Annotated in this window: 27 protein-coding genes; 9 read left to right on the forward strand and 18 right to left on the reverse strand. The window is 54.0% G+C overall.

Features of this window, described 5'->3' with window-relative positions:
• Positions 1-174 precede the first annotated feature (174 nt).
• The 7 genes from imuA to ACHZBF_RS08705 all read left to right on the forward strand — a co-directional run bounded on the left by imuA (position 175) and on the right by ACHZBF_RS08705 (position 7,990).
• On the forward strand, positions 175-786 hold the full coding sequence (imuA, locus tag ACHZBF_RS08675) for a translesion DNA synthesis-associated protein ImuA (protein WP_321528213.1): 612 nt from the start codon (positions 175-177) through the stop codon (positions 784-786).
• Positions 761-2,212 (forward strand): Y-family DNA polymerase, encoded by a 1,452-nt coding sequence (locus ACHZBF_RS08680; RefSeq protein ID WP_321528214.1) that lies wholly within the window; start codon positions 761-763, stop codon positions 2,210-2,212. Before imuA ends, ACHZBF_RS08680 begins: the two co-directional genes overlap by 26 nt.
• Complete coding sequence (locus ACHZBF_RS08685) at positions 2,175-5,291, forward strand: error-prone DNA polymerase (protein ID WP_321528215.1); 3,117 nt, start codon at positions 2,175-2,177, stop codon at positions 5,289-5,291. Before ACHZBF_RS08680 ends, ACHZBF_RS08685 begins: the two co-directional genes overlap by 38 nt.
• Before the next feature lie 203 nt (positions 5,292-5,494).
• The gene (locus ACHZBF_RS08690; protein ID WP_029134623.1) at positions 5,495-5,803 is read left to right on the forward strand and encodes a toxin-antitoxin system TumE family protein; all 309 of its coding nucleotides are present in this window, start codon (positions 5,495-5,497) and stop codon (positions 5,801-5,803) included.
• Positions 5,796-6,158, forward strand: a complete 363-nt coding sequence (locus ACHZBF_RS08695; protein ID WP_029134624.1) for an HVO_A0114 family putative DNA-binding protein — start codon at positions 5,796-5,798, stop codon at positions 6,156-6,158. The genes ACHZBF_RS08690 and ACHZBF_RS08695 overlap by 8 nt, the downstream gene beginning before the upstream one ends.
• 205 nt (positions 6,159-6,363) lie before the next feature.
• Entirely contained in the window at positions 6,364-7,503 is a 1,140-nt protein-coding gene (locus tag ACHZBF_RS08700; RefSeq protein WP_037375961.1) for an aminotransferase class V-fold PLP-dependent enzyme, read from the forward strand.
• Positions 7,504-7,588: 85 nt separating this feature from the next.
• Positions 7,589-7,990, forward strand: coding sequence for an acyl-CoA thioesterase (locus ACHZBF_RS08705; RefSeq protein ID WP_029134626.1), 402 nt, complete (start codon positions 7,589-7,591; stop codon positions 7,988-7,990).
• 26 nt (positions 7,991-8,016) lie between these two features.
• On the opposite strand, the gene ACHZBF_RS08710 is transcribed toward ACHZBF_RS08705, so the two are convergent.
• The 16 genes from ACHZBF_RS08710 to ACHZBF_RS08785 all read right to left on the reverse strand — a co-directional run bounded on the left by ACHZBF_RS08710 (position 8,017) and on the right by ACHZBF_RS08785 (position 21,652).
• Positions 8,017-8,790: a TatD family hydrolase gene (locus ACHZBF_RS08710; protein ID WP_273437528.1), complete on the reverse strand. Its 774-nt coding sequence runs from the start codon at positions 8,788-8,790 to the stop codon at positions 8,017-8,019.
• 44 nt (positions 8,791-8,834) lie between these two features.
• Positions 8,835-9,194, reverse strand: a complete 360-nt coding sequence (locus ACHZBF_RS08715; protein ID WP_029134628.1) for a PilZ domain-containing protein — start codon at positions 9,192-9,194, stop codon at positions 8,835-8,837.
• A gap of 7 nt (positions 9,195-9,201) precedes the next feature.
• Positions 9,202-10,215 carry a DNA polymerase III subunit delta' gene (locus tag ACHZBF_RS08720; RefSeq protein ID WP_051302609.1) on the reverse strand — a complete coding sequence of 338 codons (1,014 nt, stop codon included), beginning with the start codon at positions 10,213-10,215 and terminating at the stop codon, positions 9,202-9,204.
• A complete protein-coding gene (gene tmk / locus ACHZBF_RS08725) occupies positions 10,208-10,852 on the reverse strand; it encodes a dTMP kinase (protein ID WP_029134630.1) in 645 nt (214 codons plus the stop codon). The genes ACHZBF_RS08720 and tmk overlap by 8 nt, the downstream gene beginning before the upstream one ends.
• A 6-nt stretch (positions 10,853-10,858) precedes the next feature.
• Positions 10,859-11,857 (reverse strand): endolytic transglycosylase MltG, encoded by a 999-nt coding sequence (gene mltG / locus ACHZBF_RS08730; protein WP_321528216.1) that lies wholly within the window; start codon positions 11,855-11,857, stop codon positions 10,859-10,861.
• Positions 11,858-11,904: 47 nt separating this feature from the next.
• Positions 11,905-12,723 (reverse strand): aminodeoxychorismate lyase, encoded by an 819-nt coding sequence (pabC, locus tag ACHZBF_RS08735; RefSeq protein ID WP_029134632.1) that lies wholly within the window; start codon positions 12,721-12,723, stop codon positions 11,905-11,907.
• A 154-nt stretch (positions 12,724-12,877) separates the two neighbouring features.
• A complete protein-coding gene (fabF, locus tag ACHZBF_RS08740; protein ID WP_029134633.1) occupies positions 12,878-14,122 on the reverse strand; it encodes a beta-ketoacyl-ACP synthase II in 1,245 nt (414 codons plus the stop codon).
• Between the two features lie 99 nt (positions 14,123-14,221).
• Entirely contained in the window at positions 14,222-14,455 is a 234-nt protein-coding gene (acpP, locus tag ACHZBF_RS08745; RefSeq protein WP_029134634.1) for an acyl carrier protein, read from the reverse strand.
• Positions 14,456-14,649: 194 nt separating this feature from the next.
• Positions 14,650-15,390, reverse strand: a complete 741-nt coding sequence (fabG, locus tag ACHZBF_RS08750; RefSeq protein ID WP_029134635.1) for a 3-oxoacyl-ACP reductase FabG — start codon at positions 15,388-15,390, stop codon at positions 14,650-14,652.
• Between the two features lie 28 nt (positions 15,391-15,418).
• Positions 15,419-16,387, reverse strand: a complete 969-nt coding sequence (locus ACHZBF_RS08755; protein WP_029134636.1) for a beta-ketoacyl-ACP synthase III — start codon at positions 16,385-16,387, stop codon at positions 15,419-15,421.
• Complete coding sequence (gene plsX, locus ACHZBF_RS08760) at positions 16,384-17,409, reverse strand: phosphate acyltransferase PlsX (RefSeq protein ID WP_321528217.1); 1,026 nt, start codon at positions 17,407-17,409, stop codon at positions 16,384-16,386. The genes ACHZBF_RS08755 and plsX overlap by 4 nt, the downstream gene beginning before the upstream one ends.
• 108 nt (positions 17,410-17,517) lie before the next feature.
• Complete coding sequence (gene rpmF / locus ACHZBF_RS08765; protein WP_029134638.1) at positions 17,518-17,697, reverse strand: 50S ribosomal protein L32; 180 nt, start codon at positions 17,695-17,697, stop codon at positions 17,518-17,520.
• A gap of 40 nt (positions 17,698-17,737) precedes the next feature.
• Positions 17,738-18,274: a YceD family protein gene (locus ACHZBF_RS08770; protein WP_273437511.1), complete on the reverse strand. Its 537-nt coding sequence runs from the start codon at positions 18,272-18,274 to the stop codon at positions 17,738-17,740.
• Between the two features lie 147 nt (positions 18,275-18,421).
• Positions 18,422-19,555, reverse strand: coding sequence for a sodium ion-translocating decarboxylase subunit beta (locus tag ACHZBF_RS08775; RefSeq protein WP_029134640.1), 1,134 nt, complete (start codon positions 19,553-19,555; stop codon positions 18,422-18,424).
• A gap of 1 nt (position 19,556) precedes the next feature.
• Complete coding sequence (gene oadA, locus ACHZBF_RS08780; RefSeq protein WP_029134641.1) at positions 19,557-21,335, reverse strand: sodium-extruding oxaloacetate decarboxylase subunit alpha; 1,779 nt, start codon at positions 21,333-21,335, stop codon at positions 19,557-19,559.
• 71 nt (positions 21,336-21,406) lie between these two features.
• Positions 21,407-21,652: an OadG family protein gene (locus ACHZBF_RS08785; protein ID WP_273437507.1), complete on the reverse strand. Its 246-nt coding sequence runs from the start codon at positions 21,650-21,652 to the stop codon at positions 21,407-21,409.
• Positions 21,653-22,022: 370 nt separating this feature from the next.
• Between ACHZBF_RS08785 and ACHZBF_RS08790 the strand changes: the two genes are divergently transcribed.
• Positions 22,023-22,634, forward strand: coding sequence for a Maf family protein (locus ACHZBF_RS08790; protein WP_321528218.1), 612 nt, complete (start codon positions 22,023-22,025; stop codon positions 22,632-22,634).
• Between the two features lie 40 nt (positions 22,635-22,674).
• Entirely contained in the window at positions 22,675-23,649 is a 975-nt protein-coding gene (locus tag ACHZBF_RS08795) for a PDC sensor domain-containing protein (RefSeq protein WP_029134644.1), read from the forward strand.
• Between the two features lie 16 nt (positions 23,650-23,665).
• On the opposite strand, the gene ACHZBF_RS08800 is transcribed toward ACHZBF_RS08795, so the two are convergent.
• Complete coding sequence (locus ACHZBF_RS08800) at positions 23,666-24,595, reverse strand: tetratricopeptide repeat protein (protein WP_321528219.1); 930 nt, start codon at positions 24,593-24,595, stop codon at positions 23,666-23,668.
• Positions 24,592-26,040: an adenylate/guanylate cyclase domain-containing protein gene (locus ACHZBF_RS08805; protein ID WP_029134646.1), complete on the reverse strand. Its 1,449-nt coding sequence runs from the start codon at positions 26,038-26,040 to the stop codon at positions 24,592-24,594. Before ACHZBF_RS08805 ends, ACHZBF_RS08800 begins: the two co-directional genes overlap by 4 nt.
• Positions 26,041-26,147 lie beyond the last annotated feature (107 nt).

Raw genomic sequence — 26,147 nt, forward strand, 5'->3', positions numbered from 1 at the left:
AGAAAACCCATCTGGCTGTCCCGCTCCTGTGCAACACCCGGCACAACAACCTGTTGAAAGTTCTCCATATGTTCTCTATGCTTTAAAGCACAGATTCGAACAGCGATAGATCCCTTATTCGTAGTGATCAGGTAGCTGTCGCTATTCCGCCTACTGCCTCCTGGTAAGAGAACGATGATCCTGGAAGAAATCCTCTCAAGCGTCCCTGTCTGGCGCGGCGATAAACTGCTCCTTGGCCATCAGCCCAAGACGTTATCCAGTGGTTATACGGACCTTGATACGCTGCTGGTCGGTGGCGGGTGGCCGGGGGCGGCACTCACCGAGCTGTTGCTCGATCATCACGGTATCGGCGAACTGGGCCTGCTGCGTCCATTGCTGAGTAAACTGGGACAAACAGGAAAGCCGGCAGTCTGGATCTCACCACCCTATATTCCTTATGCCCCGGCGCTACGCCAAGCACGGATATCCCTGGACAGCATGTGCTGGATCTCCCCCGATAAGGCTGGCGACGCCGCCTGGGTGGCGGAGCAGTGCCTGCGATCAGGAAGCTGCGGTGCGGTGCTGTTCTGGCCCAAGGCCATCAACACCCGGATATTGCGCCGCCTGCAACTGGCCGCCGAGCAGGGGGAGTGTCCCGGTTTTCTGTTTCGTCCCCGGGCGGCGGCCTCGCAAAGCTCTCCGGCAGCCTTGCGTCTGCTGTTGAGTGCACAAGCCCAAGGACTGGGTGTGGAACTGCTTAAATGCCGTGGACGCCGTCCTGGTGCCCACACCTGTTTGGCAGTGTGACATGCTCTGGTTGGCCCTGCGTTTTTCGCACCTTGCGCTGGAGCGGCTCGCCACATCCATGCAGGCGGCAGCTGTGCCCCTGGTAATTCGTGAACAGCACGCCAATCGTCAGCAGGTGTTTGATGCCAGTCCGGTCGCGCGTCAGCTTGGTATTCGTCGGGGCATGAGCATGAAGAAAGCCCAGCTATTGGTGCCGGATCTCACTATTGTTGACCGGGATATGGGGCAAGAGGCTGAAGGGCTGGAGCACTTGGCCCACTGGGCTATGCAGTTCACCTCCCAAGTGGTGCTCCAGTCCCCCCATGGGCTGCTGCTGGAGATTGGTGCCAGCCGGCGCCTGTTCGGCGGGGTGGCCGCGCTGCACCAACAGGTAATCACCAGTTGTGCCCGGCTCGGTCACTCGCCTCGCACCGCTATTGCACCCAATCCCCAAGCGGCCTGGTGGTTTAGCGCCTTGCCCCAATCGCTGGTGATCACCCAGGACAAAGCATTGTATACGGCACTCACCGTGCTCCCGTTAGGTTGTCTGGATTTGTCGGACAAACAGCGCCAGGCACTGCGCCGTATGGGACTGCGACATCTGGGAGAGTGCCTGCGCCTGCCAAGAGCGGGATTGCGACGACGCTTTGGTGCGGAGTGGCTCGATCGGCTCGATCGCGCCCTGGGTCACCAGCCCGATCCCCGTTCCTGTTTCCAGCCGCCTCGTCGATTTGAGGCGCGGCTGGAATTGCCGGCCGAGGTCGATAACTGCACCGGACTGCTGTTTGGCCTGCGGCGTTTGTTGCAGGAGTTGGGCGGGGCACTGCTGGGTGCCGACGCCACCATCGATCAGCTGACGCTGACACTGGAGTATGTGGATATACCACCCTCCGCTATCGTTTTGCAGCTGCTTCAGCCTCATCGTGATCCGGACTACTTGCTGGAACTCTGGCGTGACCGTCTGGAGCGGGAAGCACTGCAGGCGCCGGTATTGGGACTGCGCCTGGCCAGTGTCGATTTCCGATTGGCTAATCACGCCAGCCTGGGACTCTTTGGTCATGCGCCCGGGCAACTGGAAGAACAAACTCTATGGGAACGCCTGCAGGCACGCCTGGGCCGGGATACGGTGCGGCGACTGGGGGTATTAGCCGACCATCGCCCCGAGTCGGCATGGGGCCTGGGCGAGTCAGCCGAAGGAAACCCCATGGGGCAACGCCCATTGTGGCTGCTGGACCCACCGGAGCGGTTACGGCAGGGACCGGAAGGGCCGTGGCGCGATGGGCCGTTGCGCTTGGAACAGGGACCGGAACGGATTGAGAGCGGCTGGTGGCAGGGCCGTTGGGTGCGGCGTGATTACTTCATCGCCACCGACAGCCACGGCGCCAGGCTGTGGTTATTCAGGCAGGCCAATGAGCGAGACTGGTACCTGCACGGCCGTTTTGGTTGAGGTGACCCCGTTGCCTGTCGAATACGCCGAGTTGCATTGCCTTTCCAACTTCAGTTTTCTGCGCGGTGCATCACACCCGGAAGAGCTCGTGGCACAGGCCACCGGGTTGGGCTATCGCGCGTTGGCCTTGACCGACGAGTGTTCCCTGGCCGGTGTGGTGCGGGCCCACGAAGAGGCCAGGGCGCAGGAGCTGCCGCTGATCATCGGTAGCGAATTCCGGCTGGAGGAGGGTGACCGGCTGGTGCTGCTGGCCACTGACCGCCAGGCCTACGCCGAGTTGAGTGCCCTGATCACCCGGGCTCGGCGGGCCGCCGATAAAGGACAATACCGGCTGGCTATCGATGGCCTGGATAATCTGCCGGGTTGCCTGGTCCTGCTGCACCCCGACAACCCGCAGGATCAGCATCGACTGACCCGCTATGCAGAGTGCTTTGGCGGCCGCCTGTGGCTGGAGGCCAACCGGCTGCTAACCGGTGATGAGCCACACTATCTGCGCTCGTTGCGTGCCGCAGCCAATCACTTCGGCCTGCCGATCGTGGCCGCTGGTGATGTGCACATGCATCGGCGTGAACGTCAGCGACTGCAGGACCTGGTGACCGCCATCCGCCATCGCACCACACTGGCCCGGTCCGGCTGGGCGCTCTATCCCAATGCCGAACGTCACCTTCGGCCTTTGGCGACCTTGTCACGGATCTATCCCCGAAAATGGTTGCAACAGAGTTGTGCTATCGCCGAGCGTTGCTGTTTCAGTCTGGACGAGCTGCGTTATGAGTATCCCGATGAACTGGTGCCAGAAGGACTCAGCCCGGCGGCCCATCTGCGGACCCTGACCGAGGCCGGTATGCAGGTGCGCTGGCCCGACGGGGTCAGTCGCAAGGTGCGGGATCAGATCGAGCACGAGTTACAGCTGATCGGTGAGCTCAACTACGAGCCCTATTTTTTGACCGTACACGACATCGTGCGCTTTGCCCGTGAGCGGGGAATTCTTTGCCAGGGGAGGGGGTCGGCGGCCAATTCGGCGGTCTGTTACGCCCTGGGTATCACCGAGGTGGACCCGGCACGCCTGTCGACCCTGTTCGAACGCTTTATCTCGAAGGAACGCAACGAACCGCCCGATATCGATGTGGACTTCGAGCACCAACGGCGTGAAGAGGTCATCCAGTACATCTATGAGAAGTACGGCCGTCATCGGGCCGCCTTGGCCGCCACGGTGATCACCTACCGTACCCGCAGTGCCCTGCGTGAGACCGGTAAAGCCCTGGGCTTTGATAGCGATACGCTGGAGCGCCTGGCCACCACCCACAGTTGGTGGGACGGCCGCCGATTGAACATCCAGCGCATTCGCGAACTGGGGTTTGATCCGGAGCAGCCACAGATACGCCAGTTGCTGGGGTTGACCACCCAGTTGATCGGCTTTCCACGCCATCTCTCACAGCACGTCGGGGGCTTTGTCATTGCGCAAAAACGGCTCGACTGGCTGGTACCGATTGAAAATGCAGCCATGCCCGAGCGCACGGTCATTCAGTGGGACAAGGATGATCTGCAGGCCCTTGGGCTGTTAAAGATCGACGTACTGGCCCTGGGTATGCTCAGTGCCATCCGGCGCAGCCTGGCACTGATCAGTGACTACCGGGGAGAGCCGTTTCGTCTGCAGGATATCCCGCCGGAAGACCCGGCCACCTACGCCATGATCAGCAAAGCAGATACTGTCGGCGTATTCCAGATCGAATCCCGAGCCCAGATGACCATGCTGCCACGACTGCGCCCGGCCTGTTTTTATGATCTGGTGATCGAGGTGGCCATTGTGCGCCCGGGACCGATCCAGGGGGACATGGTGCACCCTTACCTGCGCCGACGGCAGGGACTGGAGCCGGTGGATTATCCCAGCCCGGCGGTGCGGAGCGTGTTGGAACGCACCCTGGGGGTGCCCCTGTTTCAGGAGCAGGCGATTAAACTGGCCATGGTGGCGGCGGGTTTTTCCGCCGGCGAGGCCGACGCCCTGCGACGGGCCATGGCGGCCTGGCGACGCCGTGGCGGCATCGAGGTGTTTCAGCGCAAGCTGTTCGATGGCATGCGCCAACGTGGTTATAGCGAGGAGTTTGCCGGGCGCATCTTCGATCAGATCAAGGGCTTCAGCGAATACGGCTTTCCCGAATCCCACGCAGCCAGCTTTGCCTTGCTGGCCTACGCCTCGGCTTGGCTAAAATGTCACCATCCGGCGGCCTTTTTCTGCGGTCTGCTCAACAGCCAGCCGATGGGTTTCTATGCCCCCGCACAGCTGATCCAGGATGCCCGGCGCCGTGGTGTGCGGGTGCATCCGGTGGATGTACGCCGCAGCAACTGGGATAGTTCCCTGGAGCCAGGCAGGGGCGCCAGACCGGAACTTCGGCTGGGACTGCACCTGGTCAATGAACTGTCGTGCAACGGTGCGGCACGCCTGGTCGAGGCGCGCCAAATAAAAGCGTTTGCCGATATCACTGACCTGTCCCGGCGCGCCCGACTCAACGAACGCGATCTTCAGGCCCTGGCCGCCGCCGATGCCCTGGCCGGATTGGGTGGGCACCGTTACCAGGCCCAGTGGCAGGTGTTGGGTGTCGAGGAACCAACCCCGTTATTTGCCGCGTCGACAGAAGAGCGGGGAGTCGCTCTGCCGGAACCGACGCTGGGGGAGGCGGTGTGCGCCGATTATGACGCCCTGGGCCTGTCGTTGCGCCGGCACCCGCTACAGTTGCTGCGCACCCGCCTGCGCCGCGCCGGGGTGCGCACGGCGGCCGAGGTGCAGGCTGCGCGCGATCGCACCTTCCTGCGCTCGGCCGGCCTGGTGATCTGTCGTCAGCGGCCCCATACCGCCAGCGGCGTGATGTTTGCCACTCTGGAGGACGAGAGCGGCCAGATCAATCTGGTCATCTGGCCCAAGATGCTGGAGCATTTTCGTCAGGTGGTGTTGAACGCCCGGCTGTTACTGGTCAACGGTCAGGTACAGCGCGAGGGGCAGGTTGTGCATCTGATCGCTCACAAGCTGGAGGATCGCAGTAATTGGCTGGGTGAGTTAAATATCTCGTCGCGGGATTTTCGTTGAGTCGGCTTCGGCAGGGTGAAATGAGTCTCAACCCTTTATCGGTGAATGAATTTTCATCAGCCACGATGTCAATCTGGCCGGCCTTCGTAAGACTAGTCCCACTAGTCACCAAATTCGTCCGCATATACTACTCCCCATCCCATATCATGGATATAATTGAACACCGCTGTCACTGATAAATGCCATATGGTATTGTTTACCATATGAAGGCGGAATTACTTTTCAAGGACAAGTACGTCTACCGCGATGGTGCCATCCGTGAAATGGTGATCTGGCGGCTACCAGCACCCGATGCGGAACGACCTCATGGATTGAAATACCGGCTTTATTACGGTCAACCCGGCCAGTGTCTGGTGCGATACGACAACGAGCAAGGTAAAGGTGATCACCGCCACTATCGCGATGGCGAGGGGAATGAGCGCGAGGAGGCCTACTCCTGGGTATCCGTACAACAACTCATGGTTGATTTTAAAGGCGACATCGAACAACTGCGAGGTAATCAAGATGACTAAACAGCATATCCATATTGGCACTGAAGCCCCTGATCGTGGATTCGACCGCTTTGTGGACGCCTGGCAGCGGGCAGAACGGGGTGAACAGTCGGAAACTGAAGTTCACCTGAACTTTGAGGATCTTTCCATGCTGCTGGCCGTGATTACGCCACGTCGCCTGGAAGTGCTGAAAACCCTCCGCCAAGAAGGTCCGATGAGTGTACGGGCACTAGCGACGACACTGGCACGTGACTACAAGAATGTCCATGGCGACATCCGAGCACTGGAAGAGGTGGATTTATTGGAGCGTACGGAATCGGGCACCTTACAGGCCCCCTGGGATGTCATCGATGCCCATTTGAGTCTGGTGGCATAACAAGCTTTCGTCGTCATGAAACCCGCTAGCTATACCGCTGGGCCATTAATCCGTAATAATGTTAATTTCACAGACATATCATTTAACATAATATGTATTATGCGCAATACAATAATACCCAGCAAAACACGCCCGGACTGGCTTTATCATATAAAAGACCGCTATTCTGCACTTTAAACCCCGTAAATTGGTAATGACGGTCTAAATGAACATATCGCAAAATCTATTCGGGCTGAATGATGATCTTATCTATCTGAATCACGCAGCCGTGTCACCCTGGCCTTTGTGTACGGCAGATGCTGTTAAACAATTTGCCAATGAAAACAGTAGCCTGGGCGCAACTAACTATCTGCAGTGGCTGGATACAGAACGCCAGCTACGTGAAAATCTCGCCTGGTTAATCAATGCGCCGTCTTCTGATGATATCTCTATTCAAAAAAGCACCTCTGAGGCACTGTCAACCATTGCCCACGGGATTGAGTGGCGAAACGGCCAGAATGTGGTTTTTCTGAAACAGGAATTTCCCTCAAACCGGGTTGTCTGGCAAAGCCTGGAACGCTATGGCGTAGCGGCCAGAATGATTGAACCTACCGGTGGCCAGGAACCTGAAGCCGCCCTGCTTGCGGCTTGTGATAAAAACACACGGCTGATTAGCGTAAGTTCAGTTCAATATGCGTCAGGATTGAAAATGGATCTGCAGCGCATCGGTGATTATTGCAATAAAAACAACATCTTATTTTGTGTTGACGCTATTCAGAGCCTCGGGGCCCTGGACTTTGATCTCGACCAGATCAAGGCAGACTTTGTCGTTGCTGATGGCCATAAATGGATGCTTGGGCCGGAAGGTGTTGCCTTGCTTTATACGGGTAAACATATCCGGGAAGATCTTGAACTGAACCAATTCGGCTGGCATATGCTGGAATCAGCCGGAAATTACGATACTCTCGAAACCACACCTGCCGATAGTGGCCGTCGTTTCGAGTGTGGCAGCCCCAATATGCTGGGTATTCATGCACTTAACAGTAGTATCTCACTCATAAGAGAGATCGGCCTTGAGACGATATCGACGAATGTTCTGCGTAATACTGATCTGCTGATCCGGTTGATTTCTGAACACAATCAACTTGAATTAATCAGCGCTCCTGACCAGGAGCGGCGCTCTGGAATCGTGACATTTAAGGTGCTTGCTGGGGATCACGAGAAGATTTACCGGGAATTGATGAGACGCCATGTCATCTGTGCACTCCGTGGAGGCGGCATTCGATTCTCACCTCATTTTTATACTGGAGAGCAGAAACTCCATGACGCAATTCGGATACTGGATCAAATAATAAACAATGAATAACTTTAACTATAAATACTAAGTTATTAATAACAATGTACTATCGGATAACACGATATATTATTTCAGTGAGTACGTGAGACATATTATGAGCAAATACCCTATAGAAGAGCGTAACCCCGGCGAACGTCAGTTAACCGTCAGAGTACTTGCGATGCCAGCAGATACCAACCCTTCAGGGCATATCTTCGGTGGCTGGTTAATGTCACAGGTGGATATTGCCGGCAGCATTATCGCCATGCAGGTAGCCGATACCCGAGTGGCGACAGTGGCCGTGCATGACTTTCAGTTTGAAAAGCCGGTCCATGTGGGTGACCTGGTAAGCTGTTACGCTGAGGTGGAGCGTATGGGAAATACTTCAATAAGGGTCAAGGTTGAAGTCTATGCCGAGCGCGACAGGAATCCTCACACTGTTGGACGCGTCGCCCTCGCCTCCATTACTTACGTGGGACTGGACGAAAACTCCCGGCCAAAGACACTTAAGAAATAGTTTAAATATATACCCTAACTATATATTCAAATTGTAAAAAACAATCTATTAAAATTATCTGCTGTGAGCGTTTCTACTTGTTTTCGTGTGAGTCCGCGGATGGCTGCGATCTTGTCTGCCACATACCCTACATAGGCCGGAACATTGGGTTTTCCCCTATGCGGAATTGGTGCAAGATAGGGTGAATCCGTCTCGATCAGGATTCTGTCTTCAGGTACTTTCTTCGCCACGTCACGCAGGTCGGCCGCGCTGTTAAAGGTGATGATCCCGGAAAATGAGATATAGAAGCCAAGGTCCAAGGCTTGTTTGGCCATCTCCCAATCTTCCGTGAAGCAGTGCATCACCCCGCCAACATCACTAGCCCCCTCCTCCCGCATGATATCGATGGTATCTTCCCTGGCGGCGCGGGTATGAATAATCAGCGGCTTTTTGCACAGTTTAGCCGCGGCGATATGGCGCCGGAAACGCCCTCTTTGCCATTCGAGATCACCTTCGCTGCGAAAATAGTCTAGCCCGGTTTCTCCGATGGCGACATTTTTTCGGTGCCGGGCCAGTGTGGCCAGCTGTTCGGGGCTGGGTTCCTGGCGATCCCGGTCATTCGGATGTACGCCAACGGAAATAGAGATATCGGGCTGATCTTCGACCAATGCCAGCATGGAGGAATAGTTCTCGAGATCTATCGAAACACAGAGCATATGCCCCACGCCTGCTTCACGGGTGGATTCGAGCAGTTTCTCAAAGCTGTTGCCAAAAGGCGCCAGATCCAGGCAGTCCAGATGACAGTGAGAGTCGACAAGCATTACGATCTCTTAAATCTATCGAATAAAGTGGACGGGCGGGAAGCCTACATGGTGTGCGTCGGACGATCGGATTTAAGGGCGCCGGCAAGATAGCCCTCGATTTTGTTTCTGGCCATACCGCCATCCTGGTCGCTGAACTGGACGCCGATACCCGCTGCACGGTTACCTTCAGCCCCTACTGGTGTGATCCAGATAATTTTTCCAGCCACGGGTATGCGCTCTGTCTCCTCCATCAGGGTCAACAGCATGAATACCTCATCGCCCAGGCTGTACTTTTTATTGGTAGGAATAAAAAGACCGCCATTTTTGACGTACTGCATATAGGCCGCGTACAGGGCATTCTTGTCCTTGATGGTCAAAGAGAGAATGCCTTGTCGAGCCGCTGGTGCATTCGTTACAGACATACCAATTTCACTCAACGCCAATGCCCGCCCAATCCAGCAGCAGGCTTTCCAGTTGCATCTGTGTATTCAGCTGGGCACCCAGTGTCCGGTTTGCGTCAAACAGTCGGTCCATCAGTGCATACAGTCTTTTAGAGTTTACCTTTCGCGCCAGCGCTTGCAAGCACTCCCTTTGATCAACATTAATTATATTGGCAGATTCCGCGGCAATCTTTACCCGGATCAGGTCTATCACCCAACCACTGAACCATTTGACGACGCCATCCTGTTCCAGATTGCTCCAGCGTTGGGCCACGGGGATAGGATCCTGCGTACCTTGCAACATCGCCACCAGCTCATCAATCATCTTGGCGCGCTCTGCCAGGATGCCATCCCGGGCATATTTAACCGCCAACAAGGGGCCGCCCGAGGCCAGTGAGAGTAGTAATCGGGAATTCGCGGTATCCTGAACCTGTTTGTCTAGCCAGGTAAGCGCGGTACCTTCATCCGGTGGCGCAAAATGATAGCGCTGACAACGGCTGCGAATTGTCGCCGGCAGTCGGCCGGCATTGGCAGTTACCAGAATGATAACCGTACGCTCAACCGGCTCTTCCAGGGTCTTCAGCAGGCTGTTTGCCGCTGCGGTATTCAATGCATCCGCAGGCTCTACGATGATTAACTTGAACCCACCGGAGCGGCTGGTGAGCGCCCCTTTTTGGGTAAACTCCCGGATGGTATCGATCTTGATCGCCTTGCCTGGCTCCTCAGGCTGTATCCAGGTGAAATCCGGATGTGTCTCTGCACGTAGAAGCCGACAACTCTGACAGCTACCGCAGGGCCTGCCATCTTCCAGGGGATCGTTACATAGAAGAGCTGCTGCCAGGCGATGGGCAAACCAGGATTTGCCCAGTCCCACGCCACCGGTCAACAGGAGCGCATGGGGCATGCGTCCCGATTTTTTCGCAGCGGAAAGCCTGTCCCAGTTAGCCTCCTGCCAAGGCAGCACAGCGGCATCTTTCACATCCACTGACAGATTCTCATCCATGGAGTTCTGCCTGTATAAACTGATTCATGATGGCGCGGATCTGCTCTTGAACCTGAACCAGCGGCACTGCCGCATCAATAATGTGGACACGCTGGTTATCCCGGTTGGCTATTTCCAGATAAGTTGAACGGACCCGTTCGAAAAAGGCGTGCTGTTCCACCTCGAAACGATCAGGCTCCGAGCGTTGTCCCGCACGATCAAGACCGGTCTCTATCGGCAGATCCAGTAACAGGGTCAGATCAGGTTTGAGTCCCTGCTGCACCCACTCCTCCAATGCCTGAATCCGTGACATGTCAATGCCACGCCCTCCTCCCTGATAGGCGTAGGAGGCGTCGGTAAAACGGTCACAAAGCACCCATTTACCCGCATTCAGCGCCGGCAAAATAATCCGCGCCAGATGTTCCGCCCTGGCTGCAAACATCAGCATCAATTCGGTGTCCCTGGCCATGCCGGTATGTTTGTGACCCAACAGAAGATCCCGAATGTCCTCGCCCAGGGCGGTCCCACCCGGCTCACGGGTAAAAACCACTTCAAGACCCGATTGTTCCAGCAGATCACGAATAAAGGCCAGATTGGAGCTTTTACCGGCTCCTTCGCCTCCCTCGACCGTAACGAACTTTCCTTTGGTGACTGCCATATGTTGCTATCGCTTAAGCTGGTATTTTCTTACGGCCTTGTTATGTTCAGCCAGCGTATCGGAAAAATAGTGCCAGCCATTACCCTTGGCCACAAAGTAGAGGCTACTGCCCTTGGCCGGGTGTAATACGGCATGTAGGGCATCTGCTCCCGGCATGCTGATGGGGGTCGGCGGCAGGCCTCTGTGGACGTAGGTATTGTAAGGCGTATCCTGGCGCAGATCACTACGCCTGATATTTCCGTCAAATGACGGCCCCATTCCATAAATTACCGTCGGGTCTGTTTGCAATAACATCCCTTTTTTGAGCCGGCGGATGAATACACCGGCAATCTCCGGACGCTCCGCTGCCTGCCCGGTCTCTTTTTCCACAATAGAGGCGAGTATCAGTGCCTCATAGGGTGTGGTGAGTGGCAGATCCGGCTCCCGTTCAGCCCATTCTCGCGCCAGTAATTGTTCCATCGCGCGCTGGGCACGCTTCAGGAAGTCCAGATCGGTGGTGCCTTTGGGAAAATGGTAGGTATCGGGTAAAAAGCGCCCTTCCGGATGCATGTCGGGAGATCCAAGCCTGGCCATGATCTCTTCATCGGAGAGACCGACAAGGGTCTTTTTCAGGGCTTCATGCCCGGATATGGCCGCCAATACCTGCTGGAAATTCCATCCCTCCACCAGGGTGAGAGTGTGACTCACGACTTGCCCTGAAACCAGCAATGCCAGCAATGATTTAGGCGTTAATCCAGCCTGAAGATGGTATTCCCCGGCCTTGATGTTACTGGCTTGGCCATCCAGTCGGGCCATCAGTTGGAAATAGAATGCACTCTGCAAATAACCTCGTTGTTCAAGGTCCTTTGCAACAGCGGAGAGCGAGGTGCCTGGCTGAAGCTCGTAGGCAATCCCGGTCTCGGGCAACAGTATCGGATTCTCACTGAAGCTATTGAGTGACATCATCACCCAGGCGAAAGCAAAACTTCCCCCAAGAACAAGGATTCCAAGTAGTCGATAAAACATCAGTAAGACTTTACCGGATCTGGGCCTGTTTAGAGAAGGAAAAGAGGTCATTCATTGCTGTAGCCCCGTGTCAAAACAGTCTCTATCAGTTTTCCCGGTATAGCATCTACCGCAAAATCCTGCCCTGAGAGCTCCCGGATCGGCCAGATACCGATAAGCGAATTGGAAACGAAGAGGCCATCGGCCACCCAAACATCTTGCAGTGAAATATCGGTAATAATGAGTGGAATATTAAGCTCTTCAGCCACTTCAATCACCAGACCCTGCATGACGCCAGCCACACCGCAACGACTAAGATCAGGGGTATAGAGTTTTCCATCCTGAACGGTGAACAAATTTGAGCTGGTTCCCTCAATAACTCTATCGGCGGCATCCATCATCAGGCCTTCCTGAATTGATGGGTCATGCCACTCGGATCGGGCCAGTACCTGCTCGAGGCGATTGAGATGTTTCAGCCCGGCCAATGCCGGATTCCAGCCAAGACGCGTTGCACATAACCGCGCCACTATTCCACGTTGATAAACCTGTTCCGGAAAAACCGGTTCCTTGCTCCAGTTGATAATACGGGTAGGCTCACCATTGGGCTGTGGGCGGTAACCTCGCCGACCTGGCCCACGGGTGATAATAATCTTTATCACCCCCTGCTGCTCTTCACCGAGTTCCTTGATGACTTCGTCAAACAATTGGCTGGAGTCGGGTGGTGTAATACCCAAACGGGAACAGCCACTCAGCAGCCTTTCCATGTGTCGTCGCCAGAGACAGGGCTGTCCGTTTTTAATGGCGACGGTTTCGAATAATCCGTCGCCAAACTGCAATCCACGATCAGTTGCCTCAACCTGGGTTTCGGTTTTGCCGTTGATTAACAAACGTATGCCTCTTGAGTGTCTTGATTGGGTTTCACGGGACTATCGACAGGAAAGATAGTTGGAACCGCCCCTGATTGAAAGCCCCGCCAATAAAAAACGCCTAGCAGTAGGCGTTTTTTATTGTACAAGGAGTGGTAATCCGACCAACAGCAGGTCAGTCGGAAACACGTCGGAAGACCAACGTGCCGTTGGTCCCGCCAAAGCCAAAGGAGTTGGAAATGGCCACGTCTATTTTCATTTCTCTGGCGGTATTCGGCACGTAGTCAAGATCGCACTCCGGATCCGGGTTTTCCAGATTAATGGTGGGAGGCGCGACCTGATCACGAATAGCCAGCGCGGTAAATACCGCCTCGGCACTGCCGGCGGCTCCGAGCATGTGGCCGGTCATGGATTTTGTCGAACTGACTGCCAGCTTATAGGCGTGATCGCCAAATGCTCGCTTCACACCAAGCGTTTCGGCAACGTCACCTGCCGGCGTCGAGGTGCCGTGGGCATTGATATAGTTCACCTGTTCCAGGTTGATTCCACCGTCCTTAAGCGCAAGCAGCATGCACTCGCTGGCGCCCTCACCACCCACGGACGGGGCTGTCATGTGATAGGCATCGGAATTCATGCCCACACCGACGATCTCGGCATAGATTTTGGCACCGCGGGCCTTGGCCGCTTCATACTCTTCAAGCACCATGACGCCTGCTCCATCACTGAGCACGAAACCATCGCGGTCACGATCCCATGGCCGGCTTGCACCCTGAGGATCGTCGTTACGGGTAGAAAGTGCACGGGCAGCGGCAAAACCGCCCAGTCCGACCGGCGAGGTCGCCATCTCCGCGCCACCAGCCACCATGGCATCGACATAGCCATGACGAATCAGGCGGGTCGCCTCACCAATATTATGCGTGCCGGTACTGCAGGCGGATACAATGGAGTAGTTGGGACCTCTCAATCCGTATTTAATTGAGAGATTTCCCGCGACCATGTTGACAATATTCGCGGGAACGAAGAACGGTGAAATCTTTCTTGGTCCGCCATCAAGATAGGCGTGGTAGCTGTTTTCGATACCGGTGATACCACCAATACCGGAACCGATCGCCACGCCAATACGCGGGGCAGTCTCATCGTTGATCTCCAGTCCGGAATCCTCAATGGCCTGTGAGCCGGCGGCTATGCCGTAATGGATAAACTTATCCATTTTTCTCACATCCTTCTTGGGAACATACTGGGTCACGTCAAATCCATAGATTGGACCGCCGAAATGGACGCTGAAAGGTTCAATATCGAAATGAGTAATCGGCTGAATACCGCTCTTTCCTGCAAGAATATTCTCCCAGGACTCTTTAACTGTGTGTCCAACCGGCGCCACCATACCCAACCCGGTTATAACAACCCTTCTTTCAGACATCTGAGATCTACCCCCTATTGGGACCTTAATAAAGCAAAAAGCCGCAACCAGTCGCTATTGACGGCTGTGCGGCCTTGTATTTAGACGGGTGAGAGTGAATCAGCTATGTGCGTTGATGTACTCAACTGCCAACTTAACAGTGGTGATTTTTTCAGCGTCTTCATCTGGAATTTCAGTACCGAACTCTTCTTCCAGTTGCATGACCAGCTCGACAGTGTCAAGAGAGTCTGCACCCAGATCGTCCACAAAAGAGGCTTCCAGGGTCACCTCATCTTCAGATACACCCAGCTGTTCAACAACTATCTTCCTAACACGTTCTTCGACAGAGCTCATGTTCTTAAATTCCTCCGGTAAAAAAATATGGTCGGCTTGTCACACGACCGACGGGTATTGTATTCATCAAACCTCAAAAGTTCAAAGCAAATTGGCCTTTAATTTCTTGTTTTTTGATGTGATAAAAAAAACTTGTAAAAACAATCCGATACATTCGATCCATGATGGTTGAATGAATGGATAATTATTAGGGTTTACCCCATATACATACCGCCATTGACGTGCAAAGTCTCACCGGTGATGTAATCCGCAGCTGATGAAGCGAGGAAAATCACGGCGTTAGCGATCTCTTTTGGTGCGCCAAGGCGAGCCAGCGGAATCTCTGAAAGCAGTTTTTTATGCTGTTCTTCGGGTAACTCCCGGGTCATATCGGTATCGATAAAACCGGGCGCAACTGCGTTGACAGTGATGCCACGTGAGCCCACTTCACGGGCCAAGGATTTGGTGAAACCGATCATGCCCGCCTTGGCTGCCGCATAATTGGTCTGGCCGGCATTTCCGGTAGAACCAACCACGGAGCCAATGCTGATAATGCGTCCCTTGCGCGCCTTCATCATTGAGCGGAGACAGGCCTTGGAAAGCCGGTATATCGAGGTGAGATTGGTATCCATAATGGTATCCCACTCATCATCCTTCATCCGCATCAGGAGATTATCCCGCGTGATACCGGCGTTGTTGATCAGGATGCCGGGGGCACCGAAACGTTCTGCGATAGCCTTCAGCACACTGTCAATGGATGCGGGGTCGGTGACGTTCAGCACCATCCCCTCCCCTTTGAAACCGGCCTCATTGATTCGGGCAGTAATTGCGGCCGCACCGGCTTCAGAAGTTGCCGTTCCAATGACCGTAGCCCCTTTTTCCCCGAGTCCCAAGGCGATGGCCGCACCGATACCCCTGCTTGCCCCGGTTACCAGCGCAATTTCGTTCTCAAGCATCTTTCTCTCCAACCGTGTTACGAATCCGTTAAAACTTTGCCAGTACGGAACCCCAGGTAAAACCGCCACCGAAGGCCTCCATCAACAGGGTTTCTCCCTTTTTGATCCTTCCGTCCCGAACCGCGACATCCAGTGCCAGCGGGACCGAGGCTGCCGAGGTATTACCATGTTCATGGACAGTAACCACGACTTGTTCCATCGGCATACGCAGTTTACGTGCGGTGGCCTGAATAATGCGGATATTGGCCTGATGTGGTATCAGCCAGTCCACATCAGATTTTTTCATGCCGTTCTTATCCAGTGTTTCATCAACGATTCGACCCAGTGTGTTCACGGCCATCTTGAACACCTCGTTACCTTTCATCTCGACGAAGGCGGCGTTTTGCCTGACCACGTCATAGCCCTTGGAAACACCTTCAGGGACTTGTAACAGATTCGCGTAATCACCATCCGCATGCAAATGGCTGGAGAGAATACCCGGCTCATCACTTTTCTCTATGACGACCGCTCCGGCACCGTCACCAAACAGGATGCACGTACCACGGTCTTGCCAGTCCAGAATACGCGAAAAGGTTTCCGCGCCGATTACCAGCGCACAAGTGGCGTTTCCTGCACGAATAAAATTATCAGCAACACTCAGCGCATAAATAAATCCGGTACAAACGGCCTGCACATCAAAGGCGGCGCAACCATGGATATCCAGACGACTCTGTAACAGGCAGGCGGTGCTGGGAAATATCTGGTCCGGAGTGGTTGTTGCCACCACAATCAGGTCAATATCCGAGACATCTTTGCCCGAGGCCGCAATTGCATTTCGCGCCGCATGTTCGGCCAGGTCACAAGTGGTCTCACCATCGATCGCAATATGACGTTTGTGTATGCCAGTGCGTTCCCTGATCCACTGATCTGATGTATCGACCATTTTTGCCAGGTCGTCGTTGGTGAGTACTTTCTCAGGCAGATAACTGCCTGTTCCGATAATGCGGGAATAGGTCACACGCTTGCCCTTTTTTCAAGTTGACGTTCGACCCCATGGGCGATGCGCTCAGGGACGTTGTTATGGACGGCCTTTTTGGCCATGTGGATGGCATGATTGAAGGCCAGCACATCGGCTCCGCCATGACTTTTGATCACAATTCCACGCAATCCCAAAAGGCTGGCCCCGTTATATCGTCGCGGATCGATTTTCTTTCGGAAGCCGTTGATCACCGGCATGGCTAGCAAACCGGCCAGCTTGGTAAATATATTGCGTTTAAAGCCGCTTTTCAGGTAGTGAGCGATCATCTTGGCGACACCTTCCGCACTTTTCAGTGCGATGTTGCCGACAAATCCATCGGTCACCACCACATCGACTTCACCAGTATAGACACCATCGCCTTCAATATATCCAATATAATTGAGCGAACTGTTACTCAACAGTTCATCGGCCCGCTTCACCTGATCATTTCCCTTGATCTCTTCCTGCCCTATATTCAGCAGCCCTATGCGTGGATTGGGGATATCTTCGTCGACCGAAGCAACAAGTTCACTGCCCATCACGGCAAACTGAAACAGGTGATCTGAACTGCTTTCAACATTAGCCCCCAAATCGAGCACCCAGGTGTGCCCGGTCATGGACGGTAACGCGGTAATGATGGCGGGGCGATCCACATTGGGAAGCATTTTCAGGACAAAGCGGGCAATGGCCATCAAAGCGCCGGTATTACCGGCGCTGACGCAAGCGTGCGCCTGCCCTTCTTTCACCAGGTTGATGGCCACGCGCATGGATGAGTCTTTTTTTCCACGCAGGGCCTTGGACGGCAATTCATCCATGCCGACCTCTTCGGAAGCGGCAATGATTCGCAGCCGACTATCCGGTCGATGCCCCTGCAGATGTTCTTTTATCGCCTCTTCCCGCCCTACCAGGATCAGGTCAACATCCCGATCTTTTTTCAGGAAGTCAATTGCGGCAGGCACTACCACGGAAGGGCCATAATCACCCCCCATCGCATCCAGGGCTATGGTTATCCGATCACTCACCTGCATTTCCTCGGGGATTTAGACTGCTTTTACGGGCGCAAAAAAGCACAACCGTCCCAAAAGGACGGTTGTGTGGAACCACTATCATACTACCCACGGTGTGAGGGTTTATTCGCCCTTACCGCTGACAACCTTGCGGCCGCGGTAGAAACCGTCAGGAGAGACATGATGACGAAGATGAGTCTCACCGGAGGTTGGGTCGATGGAGAGGGTCTCACCCTTCAGTGCATCATGTGAACGACGCATACCACGTTTTGAAGGAGTTTTTCTATTCTGCTGGACCGCCATGGTTCAAGCTCCTGATTTACAATAAGCAATTAAATTTAAACTATTTATCAGACTTGAACCCGGCCAGTACGGCAAATGGATTCGGCTTGTCTGACGCATCATCTTCCTGTTCCTGATCCGCTGTCTCTCCCTGGACCGGATTGACGCCGGCCACCCTGCAGGCATCAGGTTCATGTCTTGGTACCTGGGGGATGGCAAGTATCAACTCATCTTCCACCAGATCCAACAGTCGCAAGGTATCCTCTTCGACCCATACCGGGTCACAGGACTCCGGTAGTCGTTCCGCTTCTTCCGGCACCTGAATAACGGCCAGATCAAGTACGGCACTTACCGGTAATACCATTGCACCCAGACAACGCTGGCATTCCAGTACCAGATCCGCCTGAATTTGTCCTTTAATGCGTGCGCGATTCCTGTTGTCCCTATAGAACTCCAGATTGAACTCAGCGACACCACCAGTATCCATGAGCGCCCCGCTTAAACGGGGAAGATCACCCAGTTCCACCGTACCGGAGTACCCGCCCCCCTGGTTCGCAAGGCGTCGGGGATCGATGAATTCAGGAAGTCGCGACGACATAAGCGCGCAATGATATTACGGGTTCCGGGAAACGTCAAAAAAATAACGTGCATTCACCATGTTAGCGTGCAGGCAATAGGATAGTATCGCGCTCATCCCTACGACGGGCATTACACCAGGAATACTATTCTTTGTTATCTGGACTGATCAATTTCCAACTATTGCCAGCAATACACCCGCGGCTACCGCAGAGCCGATAACCCCCGCCACATTCGGCCCCATGGCATGCATGAGCAGGAAATTATGGTGATTGCTTTCCAGGCCAACCTTATTCACTACCCGTGCAGCCATTGGAACCGCTGATACCCCTGCAGCACCTATCAGTGGATTTATCTTACCTCCGCTAATCTTACACATTGCTTTCCCCATCAAAACCCCCGCTGCGGTACCGATACAGAAGGCAATGGCACCCAGCGCCAGTATGCCGAGGGTGTCAAGCGTCAGGAACTTGTCCGCCGACAGTTTTGATCCGACGGCCAGACCCAGAAAGATCGTGACAATGTTGATTATCTCATTCTGGGCGGCACGGCTCAGCCGGTCCACCACACCCACCTCTTTTAAGATGTTGCCGAACATCAGCATGCCTATCAGAGGGGCGGCAGAGGGCAGAAAGAGGATACATAGCAATAAGACAGTGAATGGAAACAGTATTTTCTCCAGTCGGCCAACCGGCCGTAACTGGGACATAACGATACTCCGCTCCTTTTCCGTGGTCAGCAGGCGCATGATAGGGGGTTGGATGATCGGCACCAGTGCCATATAGGAGTATGCCGCTACCGCGATCGCACCCAACAGATCAGGGGCCAGGCGTGAAGCCAGGAAGATGGCAGTCGGACCATCGGCGCCGCCAATGATGGCGATGGCGGAGGCATCAGCCAGACTGAAATTAAAGCCGGGAATCATATTCAGGGTCAAGGCGCCGATTAGGGTGGCAAAAATGCCAAACTGGGCGGCGGCGCCCAGAAACAGTGTACTGGGCATGGCGATCAGCGCACCGAAATCGGTTAAGGCGCCTACCCCCATGAAAATCAGCAGGGGAAATACCCCGGTTTCGATACCGATGTGATAGATATAGTATAAAAGCCCGCCTGCATCGGCGATCCCCGCCTCCGGGATATTACTCAAAATGGCGCCAAAACCGATCGGCAACAGCAGTAGTGGTTCAAATTTCCGGGCAACCGCCAGATAGATCAACAGGCATCCCACCAGCATCATCAATAGCTGGCCCCAGGTCATATTGGCAATACCCATGGATTGCCAGAGTGCTTCTGCTCCGCTCATGTCAGCTTAGGATCACAAGTGGATCACCCACCTGGACCGCCTCACCTTCTTTGGCGACTACTCTTTCCACGATCCCGCCACGAGTCGCCCTTACCTCGGTTTCCATCTTCATCGCCTCCATGATCATGATCACGTCACCCGCATTGATGTGCTGGCCTACCGCTACCTTGACCTTGAAGATATTGCCCGCCAGCGGTGCCGGCACCGCTTCTCCGGTCGTGCCGGGTGCCGGAGCCGATGATTGATGCTGGATTACCTGCTGTATCTCGCCCCCGGCCGCAACCGTCACACTGTAAGACTTTCCATTGACCGTCACCGTGTAAGATTCCGCTCCTTGCGCGACGGGCGCGGGTGGAGCAGGAGTCGCCACGGGTTGCTGCTGCACGGTCTGCGGTGCCGGTTCGAAAGCATCCGGATTATTGCGGTTTTCCAGGAATTTGAGACCGATCTGCGGGAACAGCGCGTAGATCAATACATCGTCAACCAGGTTTTCTGCAACCGTTATACCCTTCTCCTCAGCGATCGCCTGGAATTCCCGGGTCAATTTATCCATTTCGGGTTCCAGCAGGTCAGCCGGTCGACAGCGGATCGGTTCAGCCCCCTCAAGCACCTTTGACTGCAGCGCACTGTCCACGGGCGCCGGCGTTGCCCCATACTCTCCCTTCAGGACACCGGCAGTCTCCTTGGTTATATTTTTATAGCGTTCACCATTGAGTACGTTGAGTACCGACTGGGTGCCCACAATCTGTGATGTGGGGGTGACCAGGGGGATATAGCCGAGATCCTTGCGAACCCGGGGAATCTCTTCCAGTACCTCATCGAGCCGGTCTGCCGCACCCTGCTCTTTCAACTGCCCCTCCATATTGGTGAGCATGCCTCCCGGTACCTGGGCAACCAGGATACGGGAATCCACCCCTTTTAGAGAGCCTTCGAACTTTGCGTACTTCTTGCGAACCTCGCGGAAGTAGGCGGCAATCTCTTCCAGCAGATGGATATCAAGCCCGCTGTCCCGCGCCGTGTCGTTTAATATGGATACCACCGATTCGGTCGGCGAATGTCCATAAGTCATACTCATGGAGGAGATTGAGGTATCCACCATATCCACACCGGCCTCGGCGGCCTTGACGATAGTGGCGGTACTCAATCCGGTTGTAGCGTGGCAGTGCAGTGCAATTGGTACTGAGACAGCCTCGCGGATCTGGCTGATCAGATCGAAAGCGACATAGGGTTTCAGCAGGCCAGCCATATCTTTAATACAGATGGAATTTGCCCCCATATCCTCCAGACCCTTGGCCATGTCCAGCCAGTAAGCGGTATCGTGCACTGGACTTACGGTATAGGAGATGGTGCCTTGCGCATGTTTACCCGCCTTCAGCGTCGCCTTGACAGCGGTTTCCAGGTTACGCAAATCATTCATGGCATCAAAAATGCGGAAAATGTCCATGCCATTGGCAGCAGCCCGCTCAACAAAACGCTCAACCACGTCATCCGCATAGTGCCGGTAGCCGAGGATATTCTGCGCCCTGAACAGCATCTGTTGCGGAGTGTTCGGCATTGCCTGTTTCAGCAGGCGCAGCCGCTCCCAGGGGTCTTCACCCAGAAAGCGGATACAGGAGTCGAAAGTGGCGCCCCCCCAGGTTTCCAGTGACCAGAAGCCGACCTGATCCAGTTTGGCCGCGATCGGCAACATATCCTCAATCCGCAAACGAGTGGCGAAGAGTGATTGATGAGCGTCGCGCAGAACGACTTCGGTAATGCCGAGTTTAGTGTTATTGGTCATAGGAGTTTCGCTTAACTAGACAGTGATGCGTAAAGAAGCGGCCTTGCCGCACGGTATTTAAGACCGCTGTTTTATGGTTTTTTTCGATAACGGCTGATTGCCGCGGAGATCACCGCAATGGTCTCCTTGTGTTCTTCGGTCGGCGTTGATACAGGCTGGCGGTGCGGATTCGGATAGGTGTCATCAGTTGCAAAGGGGGCAACCAGTCTTGACACCCCGCTCATCGCAAGTACCAGAACGGTTAAAAAGAGAAACACACTTCCCATGCCTAACAGCATGAGATTCACTCCCTCAACCAGCAGATCGGATACGTGCATTTTTTCGACCCCTTCGTCCCGCCCTCTCAATCCGTTGAGTTACAGCATGACGGTTCAATATTAGCAAAGACTTAAAACGGTCAGCATTTCTATGGGATGCGGGGCTATCTTGTCAAGTCTATGCGATACGTGTGGATTTATAACTCATTGATAATAAATATGTATATCCTACATGGATGTTATGTATTGATAAAACCAATGCTTTTTCTCAATGTATCTATAGGTTTTAAAAATGTCAAGACATTGCAATATGACTGCAACATTGCAAATTTTTTTGCATCCATTAGTCGGACATTTCCTCCCCTGCTAAGCGGTTATTTGATAGCATTAGCAAATCAGTATTTACTCGAATGAGCGCTCACCCCTCCCCATGAACGGCAACATTTCCACACACAAATCAACCAACCCAGGAATTATTCTTGGTTCGACCTCCCCTTTTCGATGCGCCCTGTTGGAAAAACTGGGCATCGACTTCGACGTCGATGCACCAGAGGTCGATGAACAGCGCCTGGCGCAGGAAACCCCTGAGCAGTTAGTGATTCGACTTGCCAAAGCGAAGGCCGCAGCCGTTGCGAAACGGCATCCGGATTCTCTGGTGATTGGATCGGATCAAGTGGCCTGTATTGACCACCAGATACTGGGAAAACCGGGAAATCGTGACAATGCCATCAGACAGCTTTCATTGGTGTCGGGCAAACGGGTGACTTTTTACACCGGCCTATGCCTTTATAACGCGGCAACGGGGGAGGTACAGGCAAGCTGTGAATTATTCCACGTCCATTTTCGCAAACTTGATAAACAGCAGATAGAACGTTATCTGGATGCGGAAACTCCTTACAACTGCGCCGGTAGTTTTAAATCCGAGGGACTGGGTATTTCTCTGTTCAGCCGCATGGAGGGCGATGACCCGAATTCCCTGATCGGGTTACCGCTTATCCGGCTTATCGCATTTCTTGATGTGGAAGGGATCAAGATTCCTTGATTATGCCTTCTTCTTATTTCTTTTTTAGCTGACAGCGGTAATGAACAGCCCCATACAGAAAAGCATCAGTAAACAGCGACACGCCCTGGGCAAGCTGATCCGTCCCATTCTCGGGCGGATCGCCGACGCCTGCAGCGATGCCTGGCCCGTACGGGAATCGATTAACCAAGTACTCGCAACCCACGTCGCCGAACTTCCCTACTGCGCTTATATCTACGCCCTGGGCACCGACGCAATTCAGATATCGGACAATATCAACGGCAGTGGCCGTTTTCCGGAACATTTCGGTCGGGATCGTTCCAGTCGGCCCTATCTGAATAGTATTTATCCGGCCGTCGACTATCACCTTTCGGAGGCCTATATCAGCCTGCTTTCAGGACGCCCCAGTATCACGGCAATCCAACTGGTCAGACGAGAGGGACAGGTCATCGGGCTGCTGGGTGCCGATTTTGATCTTCGCAATCTCCCGTTGACCCAGCAGTTGTATGACGAGCCGGATCAATGGCGACAAATGAAGGGCGACCCCTCGATTCGCGGCCTGCTGTTTCAGCAAACGAGGGTTAAAAGTGTCCTGGACAGCCATATCGACGAAGTAATGGCCATTATGGAAGAACTGATTGCCCAGCGGGGGGTATTCCACGGAAAGCTTCACTTTTCCAGTAGCCGGGCAACCCTTTGGCTGGTGGATGATCCCTACCGTTACCGGATGCTGGAAGTGGAGGAGCTGATAGACCCGGATATCTGCCTCGCCTATCCCCTGCACCCTTACCCGTCCGGTGCGGTTTTACCACAGGATAAAATCAAATCGATACTGGATGGATTCACCAAGTTACGCTTGGCAGATGAAACCGTTTATTTACGCTCTGGATCCATCAATATCTTCAACGGTCTGGTCGGCCTGAATTTCTCATGCGATGGTTCGCATTACATCCCCTGGAGCGACTTCCTGAACCCGCGAAATGCCTTCTGGTCAGGTGATATCAGTTCAACCAATCGACCGGCGGTGGATGCGTGAGGAAGCAGGCTTAGAACTAGGGCTGTTTCTGAATTTCCCGCAGCCGTTCCAGCACTTTCATGGCGCGATCAATCCGGGCGGCCACATCCTGTCGGCCCATATCGAGTTTTTCTGCCGATTCCCACACGGAAACCGCCTGTTCTATCTGCTCTTCACGATAAAGCGCATCGCCGAATGCAATCAGGCGTGTCACCTTTTCATCGCGTAATTGAATAACCTGATCCAGCAAGGCACGGCCTTCCGCGTCATCCGGTACCAGCTCCAGCAGCCGGTTAAGAGAGGCAATCGCATCAGGAATAGCATCATCAGACAGCTGCGCCCTTGCAAGTTTCATCAGATGCTCACGTTGTTGTGCTGTGTTTTGTTTCTCCCGAACAGCCTGTTCAGAGCGTTCCGTGCGTTTTTGCGCGGCATGGGACTGTTTGATTTTCTTGAGCAGATGCGCACTCTCCTCGGTCGGTTTAATCTTTTCCGCCAGAGTTGCGCACTCTTCGGCAAGCGCTTGATCAAGATGCAGATGCACTGAACCGCAGGCAATCAAGCCGGTAACTTTGGATTCAAGCAGGTTTTTCCAAAAAAGCAGGCGAGATTTGGTAATTAAATTCTCTGGGTCAATTGTCGCCAGATCCTCCAGATAGGGGATCTTCTCCTTCAACGACTGTGTCTCATAGACAAGAATCCAGTCTTCCTTATTGCGTTTTCGCATCTCCCAGTCACGAATTATTTCCGATCTCAACTCAACAATTCGCCGCTCTTCCGGAAACTGGTTAACCCCTGCGTCCAGAAGGGCTACTGCCTTATGCCACTGCTCCTGCTTGTATAGTGTTTCCGCCTGTTTGATCAGTACCGAAGGAGTGGTTGCCTTCGTCACTGGCGAGACTGTTGTGGTAATGGCACTGCAACCCGCGAGCAGGACGACGAGCAGCAGAATCGGCAGAATTTTCACGGAACCTCCTCCATGGGCAGTATTTTGTCGAGGCTTTCCTGAAACATGGACTCGGAGATAAATGATTCACTATCAATAAGATAAGTCTTTACGGATTGGCGACGCCCCTTAACTTTTACGGTATTTTGGGGAACACTCTTGATCAAGGATTTGACGCCCGGCTGTGCCAGGGTAGCCTCAGTAACCAGAATCTGATCCGGCGCACATATATCGCAGATGCGCGCAGTAAGATTGACCGTATCCCCCACCACCGTGTACTGCATCCGCTCGACGCTCCCCAGGTTTCCAGCCAACATCTGACCGCTGTTGATACCAATCTTGAACTGCACCAGGGGCAATCCCTTTTTATAGCGCTGGTGATTGATGCGGGTAGCGATCTCCTGAATCAGCACGCCACAGGTAACCGCGTGCAGTGCATGGGAAGCATCCGACTCCGGCACCCCAAAAAGGATCATGACACAGTCGCCGATAAACTTATCCACCGTTCCATTGCAGCTGTCTGCCGCAATGGAAAAGTAGCTGAAGTACTGGTTCAGTAATGCCCCCACTTCCTGTGGCGACAGATATTCCGACAATTCAGTAAAACCAACCACATCGCAGAACAGTACACTACCATCTTTGGTAATGCCGCCTAACTCACTACCTTCGGGCTGGTTCAACACCTGATGAGCGATGGTGGGAGAAAGAAAGCGTGAAAACGCCTGTTCCACTTCCCGTTTTTTTTCCATGCCCTCTGCCATGTGCTGGAAGGCACCAAGGACCCGGCCTATCTCATCTTTCCGCCCTATGGTGATCGGCATTCGGGTATCGCCGCTATCAATGGCCTCTCCCACTTTCACCAATTGATAAATCGGCTGACATAGTTTGTGGGACAAGGGGAATGCCAGTAATGCCCCGAGTACTATCAAACCGATAGTGGTGGTTATCAGTGCGCCGGTCAGCGCATTGAGTTGCCGCTCCAGTGGACCCTGATCAATACTCACCACCGCGTACCCGGCGACGACATCCTTAAACTTGATACTACTGAAAAAAGAGACGGCATTTACATAAGGTGTGCGCCAGGGTAGCTGGCGCAGACCGTCGTCCCGCCCAAGCAGGAACAGAATATCGCCGATTGGCGAGACGCCGGCGCTTGCCTTCAGTGCCCCCTTGAGATCAAACACCTGCATGCCGATAATCAGGGAGTTTTTCTCCTGCTGCCTGACCAGCACTTGCAGACTGAGGTCATCACCGGCCAGGAGTGGCTCACCGGCAGCAAAAGCCAGTTGGTCAACCACGACTCCGCCCAGAACTTCATTCTGCTGGCGGTAGGTGGCGGTCTGTTGATTAATTAAAAACCAGCCGAGCAGGCCCATCACCAGAGAAACAAAACAGGCGATAATAACCGACCACTTGAGGGCAAGTGGAAGTGATGAGTTCTCAAACCTACGGGTCAGGTTTTTCATGTATGAGCGTCGGCGCGCGGAGAAGCCACTTTTAGTCAGGAGGGCAATGTTAGCATGTATGGAGGAGCTTGATAGAGACGCATTTTCCGACAATCCAATCTTGGAAA

The organism is Sedimenticola selenatireducens (assembly GCF_963675335.2).
GTDB classification, from domain to species: domain Bacteria; phylum Pseudomonadota; class Gammaproteobacteria; order Chromatiales; family Chromatiaceae; genus Sedimenticola; species Sedimenticola selenatireducens.